A 12249-nucleotide genomic window follows, 5' to 3' on the forward strand; every position below is an offset into this window, starting at 1 on the left:
CACCCTAATTCTTCAGTTTCAACCCTATGAAGAAGCTTCTTCTGACCCTAGCTGCAGCAGTTACCCTACATACTGCCTCAGCTCAGAACTCGGCTGTAACGAATGCGATTCTGTTCCAACGTCAGGGTACCCTTGACAAGGCTCGTACAGAAATCGACAAGGCCATTCAAAACCCAAAGACCTCGACCAAGGCTAAAACCTGGTTTACTCGTGGGGAAATTTACGACGGCATGGCTGCTAGCCCTATTTATGGCAAAGCCTTAGCCGCTGGCGAGGGTGCAAAAACTGCCTTTGAATCTTATCAGAAAGCTATTGAACTCGATGGTAAGGACGGGGAGTTCGGCAAGCAGGCTACGGCCAAAATGGACAACCTGTACGGATTAGCACTTAATGCCGGAGTAGAAAATTACAACGGCAAGAACTTCGACGAGGCTATCAAGTCGTATCAGATGGCCCAGCAGATTCGGCCCCAGGACACGACGGCTTATCTGTATGCAGCCTACGCCGCCGAAGCCAAGCAGGACTTCGCAACGGCTAAGGACACGTACAGCAAGCTGATGGCCATGAACTATAAGTCGCCCCAGATGTACGGCCGCTTGTTGCAGATTGCTCGCGAGGAAAAAAATGATGCTGAAGCCATGAAAGTGGTACAGCAGGCACTGCAAGCATACCCCAACAACAAAGCCTTCATGTTGGAAGAGTTGAACATGTACCTGACTGCTGGCCGGGGCAAGGAAGCACTTGACAAAATTGATCGCGCTATTGCCGCCGACCCAACCAATTCAAACTTGTATGCGGTGAAAGGATCAATCCTTGATTCGAACAAGCAGCCTGAGCAAGCGTTGGCGGCCTACAAGAAAGCAGTTGAAGTAAACCCGGACAACTTTGACGCTCAGTTTAACATGGGCGTTTATAATTATAACAAAGCTGCCGAAAACTTCACCAAGGCTAGCAAGATGGACATGGCTACTTACCAGAAGTCTGGCAAGAAGCTGGAAGCCGATGGCAAAAAGTATTTCGAACAAGCGTTGCCACACTTCGAGAAGGCTTTGCAACTGCAGCCGGATGATCGGGCCACTATATCTTCCTTGCAAAAGGTATATGTTCGCTTAGGTCGCAATGCCGATGCAGAGAAGATGAACGCTAAGCTTGAGACGCTTAAGAAGTAAGTAACTGCAGCTCCAGCCAGTAATGGGGGAGTATGATTCTAGAACAGCCCGGGTCGCTTAGATTGGCTCGGGCTGATTTTTGAAAGCTCTACTTAACATAATATAAATTATAAGACAAATGAATTAGCGTCATCTGCATAATAGAAATTGTGCTTCTATACCTATGAACACGGTTAATTAGAATCACTAGTAGTGAGTGAGACACCTGTAAGAACTGCTTAAATCGCAAACCTATACTAACGAGTGAAAAAGTTCTGTACAACTGCAATCATCTTTCTAGTAAGATTGAATCGGTCCGTCAATGCTCTACATGACAGTTGACATAATCTGGAGCCAAATCCATCAAATATTTTTGGCCTGTTAAATTGATTACAACGGTACTCGAGTAAAAGCTCTTTATCCGAGCGTGATTAATGGTTAACGCGTCTGAGGTAGTTTTATAGTTGTAATTGCGTGACTAGGCCAACATGGTGTGGTGCCTAATCCAGTGAGATAAAGAAATCGAACTAGGATCAGAAAAGTCACAAGGTCACTCCAGTATTCGAAGTGGCACAGGGTATCTTGGATAATTAAAATGATCTACTAATAAGCGATCTACTAATAAGCGTATAGATAGCAACAGGCAATTCTTGACTTACTCCACGAACTGCTCCACTCCGATCTGAGCTACAAAACAATGGATGTTCGCGTGTGCTTGCTCTTAATCTTATTCTAATGAGGTCGTAGGCTATGCAGCAATCTGACGAAGATATTCGCACCAACAGTGAATACTGCGTTCTTGGAGCTTCTCAGGAGGCTTAAATACCCCTATAGCCTATCCCCCGCCCCAGCCGCCCTAATGTTAGATTAGTATTTAAATTTAAATGGTATTACTATACTGGGTTTCATGCCTAGTTTTATGCGATATGATGTTATTATAAAAGTATATAAAAGCATAAAAAAGTAAATTATAGTAATACTATTTTATACTATACACTGCTTTTATATACTTTATGTCCTTATACTTGTACCGTTGATACTAACCTACTCTTATGCCTAAAACCATTGATTATCCTCGTACTAGTTACGCTAGTGCCTGGGAAGTAGCTGAAGTGGTAGACGACACTGGTGGCAAGTGTGCCATTGAGACTTGCGCTCGTAAGCTTAATAGGAAAGTAAGTGGCTCATTCAAAGCAATAATAGGCTCAGGTGTTAAGTTTGGCCTTATTACTAGTAAGCGCGAGTTACTAACCACAACTAATCTCTTTCGGCGTATCAAGCACGCCTATGATAAGCAGGAAGAAAAGGTCTTCCATAGAGAGGCGTTTCTTCATCCTCCACTGTTTACACAAATCTGCCGGAAGTTTCGCAGCCGGGAGTTGCCAGTGCATATGCTAGATGTAATGCTCATCCGCGAATTCGGTGTAGAAGAGATTAATGCGCAGAATGTTGCGAAGGCTTTCGTAGAAGGTGCGCGTATGGTGGGCGTACTAGATGAACGCAACGTGGTGGCGGATATTGATTTGTTAGCTGCTCAACAACCGCCTCGTCGGGAGTTGGCTAGCACTGAGATGCCTCTCAACTTATTTCGAGGGGGTGCTGCGGTATCTACTGAGCCAGCCGGAGCTGGTGATCCTACAGCCCCAGCAAAGTCTGTAGAGATGCGGCCACAAGCTTCGCCTGATAGTTTTAAATCTGGCAACGGTTTTGTGCCTAATGCTCCCCTTAAAGATGCTGTGTCGGCGCTGTTTGGACTAGACACGGTGGATTTGGATGAGGACGACGACGAACAAACGTCCTCCAGACAATCAGCAAACACACCTCCGCCGGTACAAGAACAGCCTAAAGCAGCGACACTTCCAGAAACCAGTACGCGGAGCGCATCTACATCCGGGGCTGCGTCAAGCTTTACGAATGAGCCTGTAGTTACTCAACCTCTTAGGGCTGCACTTAATAACAGTCCTAACACATTCTCTATACACATTACTGGGCCTGGTATGGATACTCACTTCCATATTGAGGATCTGGACGACGTAGAGATTGTGCGCATCCTCCTTGAAAAGATTCGACGCCAACTAGCTGGCTAAGTTGCGAGCTTTCCCTGCCCTATTGGCAGTGACAAGAAAAATTCAATTTCACCTCTGTTTTCATATTATGTTAAGTCAGATAATTGTCTTATTCTGACACATTCCAGCTCTTCATGACTTACCGAATTCCTCAAATATTGCTTTTGCTGCTCACCTGCGCGCTTTCGGTCGCTTGCCAACCTCAACAGTCAACTTCTATAACCCCAGCCGACAGCACCCAGGCTTTACAGCTTGAGAACGATAGACTCAAACTAGAAAATGATAGCTTGGAAAAGCTTTTAGAGAGTGAGCGCATGACGCCCCGCTCCGAAATGCCCCCCACCGCCCCAACCCTACCCGACTCGGCTGCCAAGCTGTAGGTTGACTTAGATAACGTGCCTCAACACTTGCACCTCCTGCCTGCTAGCGCTGGAGGGTACGCAGGAGTTGGGGCACGTTATCTACTTCAATAGCATCGGGGTGCGCAGACACTAAGCGCCGGATGGAACCGGCGGAGCGTCCACCAAACAACACCACGTCGAAGCCGGCGGCTTGAACTGTGCTCACATTCTCGGAGGTGGCGAGGCGCTTGGGCATCACGACGGCTTGCACGCCCAACTCCCTAGCGGCCACTAAGCCCGCTTCGAAATCTTCTGTTACTTCCAATCCAAGAGGCACATTCGGCAGCGCTTGCCGCAACTGGCGGAGCGTGGGTTGATAAGTGGTCAGGATAAGTAAGCGGTCATTAGGAACGACATAGCGCTGCAGCAGCCTAGCCAGGGCCCGCACTAGGGCCGGCGAGCGGGTGTATTCCCGTCCACAGACGTCATGCTCGTGCAAATCGAGGTGCAGATAGGGATAGGTAGGATAGCTTGCAGCCTGCTGTAATAGCGTTTCCAGCGTCGCAATTCGCTCGTCCTGAAATAAATCATAGCCCCACCCACCCTGATACGGCAACTGTTGGAGAGTAGCAGCGGAGTGCTCACTAATGCAGCCCTTACCGGTGGTCATAGAGTTAAGCGTGGGATCGTGGTAGAGCATAGGAATACTATCCTGACTAAGCTGCACATCGATTTCCACGCCGTCGGCTCCCTGGGCTAAGGCTTTCTTTACGCCGGCCAAACTACTCGGAGGCAGCGGATTAAAGGGGTTCAGGGGAGTGAAAAAGCCGGAACCGGCGTGCCCAATAACTTGAATTTGCCCCCCATGGCGGTTGCGGATGGGACCGGCGATTGTGGCATTCGCATCCCAGATAAGCCACCCGGCACCCAGCATTGCGGCGAAGAGCCCCACTCCCACTCCTAGTTGTTGCGTTCGTTTTGATAGCCGCATAGGCCGCAAGTTCGTAGATTCTGCTGGCTTCCCGGCTACAGCTCAACTGCATAATTCATTCTACCTTTGCCCCGCTTTGCCCGTCTGTAGGGTCCTCCTACCCAGATTTGGCTTACTCTCTGCTTTCCTCCTCATTTGCATATGCCTTCGGTTCTGGTTACGGGTTGCGCGGGTTTTATTGGTTCTCATCTTTGCGAAAGGCTATTGGCCGACGGCTACCATGTGGTGGGCCTCGATAACTTTGATCCTTTCTACAACCGCGCTCTGAAGCAGGCCAATATGGAGGGGATTGTGAATCATGCGCGGTTTCGCTTTCACGAAGCTGACTTACGCGCCGGTACGGCTGCCCTCACCCAAGCTCTTGGCACTGAAGTAATAGACGTAGTAGTACATCTGGCCGCCAAGGCAGGCGTGGGGCCGTCAGTGCGCGAGCCCGCGGCTTATTTGGAAAACAATGTGTTAGGTACCACCCACCTACTGGAGTGGGTGCGGCAGCAAGGGATTAGCAAGCTATTTTTTGCCTCCTCATCTTCCGTGTACGGCAACTCCCCCCAGCGCCCCTTTCACGAAGACTTATCATTAATGCAGGCCTGCATCTCGCCTTATGCGGCCTCCAAACTCGCCGGCGAACAGCTAACCTTTACGTATCATCATTTGTATGGACTGAGCGTGCTGAATGCGCGGTTCTTCACCGTGTACGGCCCCCGGCAGCGCCCTGATCTGGCTATTCATAAGTTTGTGCGCTTACTGCGGGCCGGCCAGCCTATTCCCGTATTTGGCGACGGCACTACGGCCCGCGACTATACGTTTGTGCTGGATACCGTAGATGGCATTGCGCGGGGTGTGCAGTATCTGCTAACTCAGCCTACTGGTTATACCACCGTTAATCTGGGCAATAGCCGACCCGTACCGCTACTAGAATTGATTCAAGCGGTGGGTCAGGCCCTAGGAATTGCCCCCCAACTCGTCTTTCAGCCCATGCAGGCCGGCGACGTAGACATTACCTACGCCGACATTGGCAAAGCTCATTCCCTACTAGGATATGCCCCCCACACCTCGTTAGCAGAAGGTTTGCTGCAGTTTGTTATCTGGGAGCAGGCGGGCGCAACAAATAAGGCTATTCGTACGCCTTGACGCTACGACGCTATTAGGTTGGCGAGCATGTAATTTGTACTGATTGCTCAGGGTAGTGCTTCGTTTTGTGTTGTAAAAACGGGGATTTGTATAAGATGGACCCTGCGTGTTGGGCAGACCTTTGTGTGGTAAATCAGTAGCCTCACATTATCTAAAACAACACCGTATGAGCACCATCAAAAAAGTAGCTTTGGGCATTCAGGGCCTCGAAGTATCAGTGGAAGGGCTGGGCTGCATGGGCATGACCAGTGGCGTGAATGGCATGAGCGTGTACGGCCAAGCCGACGAGACGGAAAGCCTAGCCACCCTGCACCGGGCCCTCGAGTTGGGCGTAACAATGCTCGACACAGCCGACCTGTATGGCCCAATGCTGAATGAGCGGCTAGTGGGCAAAGCCATTGCTGGCAAGCGCGACCATTACACCATAGCCACCAAGTTCGGGTTTGAGGTAGACGATAATGAAAACTGGACTGGCCAGTACAACGGCCGCCCCGAGTACGTGCGCAAGTCCATCGAGCGCTCGCTGCGCAACCTGGGCACCGACTACGTTGACCTCTACTACTTGCACCGCCTCGACCCTGCCACCCCCATCGAGGACACGGTAGGCGCTATGAGCCGGCTGGTGGAAGAAGGCAAAGTTCGCTACCTAGGGCTTTCCGAAGTGCCCGCCGATATACTGTCTCGGGCGCACGCCGTCCACCCCATATCGGCCCTGCAAAGCGAGTACTCCCTGTTCGACCGCCGCGTAGAGGACGAAGGTATTATTCAGGCCGCGCGAGACATGGGCATTGGCTTCGTCGCTTATTCGCCACTGGGCCGCGGCTTCTTGTCAGGTGACATCAAGAGTCCGGATGACTTTGAAGCCAACGATTCACGCCGCTTCTTCCCCCGCTACCAGGGTGAGAACTTCTACCAAAATCTAGCGCTTGTTGATAAACTGAACACCTTAGCCAGCTCTAAAGGTGTAACGGCCGCCCAACTGGCTCTGGCCTGGGTACTAGCCCAGGATGTAGTAGTCATTCCCGGCACTAAGCGCCGCAAATACCTGGAAGCCAATGTAGCCGCCGCCAGCATCGCGCTGAGCCCTATTGAACTGGCCGACCTCGACGCCATTATGCCCGTGGGCAGTGCCGCTGGCGCCGCGTATCCGGAGGGTTTTTAGTACCTAGTGCACTCCTATTAGGAAGTCTTAGCCAGTTAAGCGCCGCATAGCTACTTGCTCTTGCGACGCTTAACCAGTTAGTCCTTCTAAGGCATAATCTGCTTATTCTTTGTTACTACACTTGATCAGTATTAGAGTAGTCCCTGACTATGAAACAGCCCAACAAAGAGTTCCAAGTGCTCTCCACGGTTACGGACTTCACCCGGTTTTGCGGGTTACCCGCGGCGCCCTCGCACCCGCTACTTACGGTCATTGATTTGAGTACAACGCGTAGTAGGGCCAAGTTTACGGAAACTATCCAGGTGGTACAGCAATTCTATACCGTCTGGCTGAAGAAAAACTTGAAGGGAAACCTACTGTACGGCCATCAATCCTTTGATTTCAATGAAGGTGTGCTAGGGTTTCAGGCCCCAGGTCAAGTCTTTACTATTGACTCCTCGCTGGACATTTCGGAGATAAGCGGCTGGATGCTGATTTTTCACCCCGACCTGCTGAACAAGTATCCATTAGGCAAGAAAATACCCAGCTACGGCTTTTTCTCCTATGAAGTGCATGAAGCCCTCCACCTGTCGGAGCGCGAAGAAAAAGTGCTGGATGGCCTGCTACACAGCATTCAGAGCGAATATGAACAGCCTATCGATGCCTTTAGCCATGATGTGCTGATCTCACAGATTGAAACTCTGCTCAACTATGCCAACCGCTTTTACCACCGTCAGTTTCTGACCCGGCGCACCGCAGAGCACGACTTGCTCACCCGCTTCGAAACCCAGTTAACAACCTATTTTGCCCAAGCTGGCGAGAAGCCGCTGCCGAGTGTACAATACTTCGCCGATGCCTTACATGTGTCGCCGGCTTACCTGAGCGATATGCTGCGCACCCTCACCGGCCAGAACACGCAGCAGCACATTCACTACGCCCTCATTGAGAAGGCCAAACAGTTGCTGCTCACTACCTCCCTATCAATCAACGAAACTGCTTTTCAGTTGGGCTTTGAGTACCCGCAGTACTTCACTCGTTTATTCAAAAACAAGACGGGCCACACGCCGGCCGCATTTCGGGTAGCCGCGAATTGAGCGTTAGGCCGGCGTTTCGGTCAGCATCTTCTCGTTCTGCTTGCGCAGGCGCTGGCAGAGGACGCGCATAATATTGCGGGCTACTTCCGAGCACTCCTCCATTACATCGTAAAAGTCGTCCTGATCGATGCGGAAAGCGACCACATGACCCAAGGCTACGGCGGTTGCGGAGCGGGCTTCGGCGTCGAGCAAGGCTAGCTCCCCAAAAAACTCCCCCTTGCGAAAGGTAGTCAGCTGAATTGCCCCATCGTAGATGCCTACTTCCCCCTCGCACACGATAAACAGAGAGTGACCCAGCATACCCTTCACAAAAATTTCCTGGTCGGGCTCAAAAGTTACTTCCTTCATAATGGGCACAATGCTACCCAGTACGTTTTCGGGAGTTTCGGAAAATAAGGTGGTGGCTTTCAGGATGTGCACGCGCTCCCGCGCCGAGGCCGCACCCGTTTCTGGGGTTGTCGTAAGCAGTGCAGCAATAGCGGGGTGCGCGGCCACTAACTGATCGTAGGCCGCGGGGCGCTGCACGGGCAGCTGGCGCAGCACAATCAGAGCGCTTTCCTTAATGAGAAGGTTGTGGGTTTCAAGGTGCTGATACAGGTGCTCCACAATGGGTGGCTGGGGATGCCACTGCCGCAAGGCCACGCTGATGGTCCAGGCCGAGAAAGCCTCCGCTCCCTGCCGCACAATGAAGTTCTGAATTGACTCGGACGAAGTCAGGGGGCCGAGTAGCCCATCGAACACACGCACCTTATCACTAAGCCGGCCGGCATCCAGCAAGGCCTGCAAGCCCTGGTATAGTGGCCGCGGAATGAGGTTATCCAGAATCTCGAGAGCGTTGGCTTGTCGCTCGCCAGCCGAGTGGGCCACGCCGCGTTGCGCATCCATGATGGGCTGCCGCTCATACACTTGCATCAGCAAGCCAAACAGGCGCTGCTGCCCCTTGCGCAGCTCATAGCGCAGAGCCGACCGTAGCTCCGAATTAGCCGACATCATCCCGTGCAGTAAGTGCTGGGCGAGCCGCATCTCCTTCTCCACGAGGCGGTGAAAAATGGATGAGTCAGCCTTTACGGTCGCGAAGTTGCTTAGGGCACGGAGCGCGGCGGCGCGGGCGTGCAAATTTGCCCCCTGAGCGGCCACAACCAGCACTTGGCGCGCGGCCGCCGTAGCCTGGTGGGCGCATACCTGGGCCAGCAGATGCACCCGCCGCCCATCAATTTCTTGGGTCAAGGCTTCCTGAATTGGCGGCAGCACGGCGTCCCCCATCTGCACGAGGCTGGCGGCGGCGGGCTTTTGCACGGCTTTATTGCTGAGGTAGCTGATGAGCTGCTTGGTTAAGGCGGGCGAGGGCATTCGAGCGGCCGCGTAAATGCCCGCTTGAACTAGTGGCGCCTCACTGCTTTGCTGGCAAACGGTAATCAACTCTAGCTGCTTATCGGGAGTCAGAAAATCGACTAAGGCCAGCGCTACAAGCCGAAAGCTGGTTTCTGAGGAAGCGGCTAGCTCGGCGAGACTGGCCAGCGCCGGCGCATCGGTGGGCGAAGCTTTCAAGCGGCCCCGCAGCGCGCCCTTGCGCACGGCCAGATCGGGGTGAGACAGCAAATCATCGGCCTCGGGGTAGCGGCCGGCCAGCTGGCTGGCCATTTCGCGCAGTACTGGGTCGGGGTCGTTGAGAGCCAAGCGCCGCAGTAAGGTCACATCGGCGTGTAGCCCCACCAAGCTCAAAACCCGGCTGCGGACTCGGCTATCGGCATGACCCAGCAGATCTTCGGCGTGCTTGCGAAGCGTGGCGGCGCCAGCTTTCTGCAGGTACTCCACGGCGTGCAGGGCTTCCTCGGGAGTAACCACGGGCCCGGCTACTGGGGCAGGCACTGGGCTGCTGGAGGGCAAATTCGGGCGAACCCTGGCGTTGAAGCGCAAACCCAGCGCTCCCTTCAACTCATCCAAATACTTCCAGTACGTACGCTGCAGTAGGAATACGGCCGCCAGCAGCAACAAGCCCATCCACACGAAAGGCACCCATTGGTTCAAAGCCAGCGTCTGGTGTAGGCTGAGCAGGAAAATGCCCCCCAGACCTAACCCCAGCGGCTCGTAGAAGCCTTTGGCCAGGGTGTGGCCCTGCAGGCGCTCAGCCGGCGTGAGGGGTTGAAACAAGACCAGATAAACGGGCTCGAACAAGGTGCGGCGCATTACTTCCAGCACCAGATAAAGCCCCCCAAAATACAGCATCAGCTCGGCGGGGCCCACATTGGCTACGCGCAGCACGCCAAATAACATAATGCCCGCTAGGGCCGTGAGCGGCAGCAGCACCAGGGTCCAGCGCACCCCCAGCCGGTCGATGCTGTGGCGCGAGATCAGCAGCTTGAAGACCATAGCCAGCAGGTAAGTCAGCCCCAAAAAGCCCCCCACGTACTGCAATATGGTTGTCTGATCTTGTAGCTTATACTTCACATTCACGAAGAACACGTACTCCACGCCCACCGCCACGGCGGCAATGGCCGTCAGACTCAGACCCATGGCCCGGATGAGTGGACTTCCGCCCAGCAACTGGCGCAGCAACGCCGGCTGCTCCGGCCGAGCCACTCGTGGCGGGCCAGGCCGGGCATCTACGTTTTGAATGCTAAAGGTGGTGCGCTGAATAAGCAAGGCAAGCAGGTAAGCCCCAAAAGCCAGCAGCAACAGCACGTACAACTCATTATAGGCGTGAATGAAAACGGCTAAAATGGCCCCCAGCGCCTTGGCCGGCATATCGCCGGAGCTGATGATACTGAACAGCCGCCGCCCTTGGCGCACGTTGAATACCACCGCCGACATGCCCCAGAACTCCAGGTTGGTAAGCAGATAAATCAGGCGGTAGCCGGTCATGATAGCCACGGCCGTTGTGACCGAGGGGCCCCGCAGCAGCAGCAAACCCAGCACCAGCGTGAGCACGACCGAGGCCAGCAGCACCCGCACGGCCAGAGTTTTGAGTTGAAGGTGATGCTCGTAGTAGGCATATACTTTACCCACGGCAATCATGGCTAGCGCGCCCACGCAGTAGGCCAGCGGCAGGTTGCGCTCGGGGTGTTCTTCCAGCAGCAGCACGTTGGCCGTCACGTAAACCAGAATGGTACCGATGCCTAACAGAAAATTATGCGCAAAAAACAGCCAGACTGTTTTGGTCTCGCGTGGCCGGATGCCCAAAAAACGATACAGCTTCTCCATGAGAACACGTTGAACACTCGGGTAATTGAAAGCCGCCGCGCCCACAGGCTCCGCAACGGGTAGTAAGGCGGCCTAATAAGAGGCTATTAGTGCAAAGCCCGCCTCTTTACTAGTCCGCCCTTGGTATCACTGATGCTTTGCATAATGATAAAGGCATGGGGGTCAATTTTATTAATTTCGTCCGTCAGGCTCACGACTTCCAGGCGGGTGACTACGGTAAAGACTGCTTCCACCTTCAAGTGCTGATGGCCGTGCGTACCGTAGCCTTGGGTGCACTCAAACACCGTAGCCCCACGCCGCATCTTATCGGTTATCATCTGCCTGATTTCGGTGCTATGAAAGGAAATGACAGTCAGGCCGGTATAATCTTCGATGCCTACCAACACAAAATCCACGGTTTTGGAAGCCGATAGAAAAGTCAGAATGGAATAAAGGGCGGTTTCGATCGATAGCAGCCAGGCTGCCACACCGAAGATGATTATGTTGATAATCAGGACGACATCGCCAATGGAGAGCGGTAGCTTACGACTCAGATAAACCGCCAGAATATCGGTTCCGTCTAGTACTCCGCCCCCCCGCATAGCCAGGCCCATACCCGCGCCTAGAAAAAAGCCGCCAAACACGGCAATCAGCAGCTTATCATCGGTGAGCGTAGGAAATGAAACCACTAACAACACTCCAGCCAGCAGCACAATGGTGAGCAGCGACTTTAGGGCAAACTTTCGGCCCAGATGATAATAGCCGAGCACGATAAAGGGAATGTTAATCACTACGATGAGCAGCGAGAGTGACATCCCCGTCAAGTGACTAATCAGCAAGGAAATACCAGTTACACCACCGTCAAGCAGGCCATTGGGGAGCAAAAAGCCCTTCAAGCCTAGGGCTGCCGAGAAAACGCCCGCTAGGATCAACAAGCACTGCATTAGCAGCTGGCGCACCCAGCGCTGCGACAGGTGATACAGTAAGTTAAAGGTCGGAGCTTCCGATGGTGCGGTGCCCACAGGCGTAGTTACTGCCTGTCGGGCAAATCGCCCAGTGCGAAAACGCTCCGGTATAAGGTCGTTGAGCAACATTGCAACCTGCAAAAAGCGAGGTGTACCGTATCGATATGGACCTGGGCAGAAGCAGTAAGC

The 12249-nt window shown here is 53.2% G+C and carries 8 protein-coding genes; 5 read left to right on the plus strand and 3 right to left on the minus strand.

The window, feature by feature from the left end; all coding sequences use genetic code 11:
• Positions 1-26 precede the first annotated feature (26 nt).
• The gene (locus ACW9KT_RS10415; RefSeq protein ID WP_457080038.1) at positions 27-1169 is read left to right on the plus strand and encodes a tetratricopeptide repeat protein; all 1143 of its coding nucleotides are present in this window, start codon (positions 27-29) and stop codon (positions 1167-1169) included.
• 1031 nt (positions 1170-2200) lie between these two features.
• Positions 2201-3235 (plus strand): hypothetical protein, encoded by a 1035-nt coding sequence (locus tag ACW9KT_RS10420; protein ID WP_457080040.1) that lies wholly within the window; start codon positions 2201-2203, stop codon positions 3233-3235.
• A 402-nt stretch (positions 3236-3637) separates the two neighbouring features.
• Here ACW9KT_RS10420 and ACW9KT_RS10425 read toward each other — a convergent pair whose 3' ends face one another.
• Positions 3638-4546: a glycerophosphodiester phosphodiesterase gene (locus ACW9KT_RS10425; protein WP_457080042.1), complete on the minus strand. Its 909-nt coding sequence runs from the start codon at positions 4544-4546 to the stop codon at positions 3638-3640.
• A gap of 141 nt (positions 4547-4687) precedes the next feature.
• Here ACW9KT_RS10425 and ACW9KT_RS10430 point away from each other — a divergent pair, with 141 nt between their 5' ends.
• The 3 genes from ACW9KT_RS10430 to ACW9KT_RS10440 all read left to right on the plus strand — a co-directional run bounded on the left by ACW9KT_RS10430 (position 4688) and on the right by ACW9KT_RS10440 (position 7915).
• On the plus strand, positions 4688-5680 hold the full coding sequence (locus tag ACW9KT_RS10430; RefSeq protein WP_457080044.1) for a GDP-mannose 4,6-dehydratase: 993 nt from the start codon (positions 4688-4690) through the stop codon (positions 5678-5680).
• Positions 5681-5846: 166 nt separating this feature from the next.
• Entirely contained in the window at positions 5847-6842 is a 996-nt protein-coding gene (locus tag ACW9KT_RS10435) for an aldo/keto reductase (protein WP_457080046.1), read from the plus strand.
• A 149-nt stretch (positions 6843-6991) separates the two neighbouring features.
• Positions 6992-7915 carry a helix-turn-helix domain-containing protein gene (locus tag ACW9KT_RS10440; protein ID WP_457080048.1) on the plus strand — a complete coding sequence of 308 codons (924 nt, stop codon included), beginning with the start codon at positions 6992-6994 and terminating at the stop codon, positions 7913-7915.
• Between the two features lie 3 nt (positions 7916-7918).
• Here the strand turns inward: ACW9KT_RS10440 and ACW9KT_RS10445 are convergent, their stop codons facing one another.
• Together ACW9KT_RS10445 and ACW9KT_RS10450 are read right to left on the minus strand one after the other, a co-directional pair.
• Positions 7919-11116 carry a cyclic nucleotide-binding domain-containing protein gene (locus ACW9KT_RS10445; protein WP_457080050.1) on the minus strand — a complete coding sequence of 1066 codons (3198 nt, stop codon included), beginning with the start codon at positions 11114-11116 and terminating at the stop codon, positions 7919-7921.
• A gap of 86 nt (positions 11117-11202) precedes the next feature.
• Positions 11203-12189: a YitT family protein gene (locus ACW9KT_RS10450; protein WP_457080052.1), complete on the minus strand. Its 987-nt coding sequence runs from the start codon at positions 12187-12189 to the stop codon at positions 11203-11205.
• Positions 12190-12249: the final 60 nt, after the last annotated feature.

Source organism: Hymenobacter sp. HD11105 (assembly GCF_054051685.1).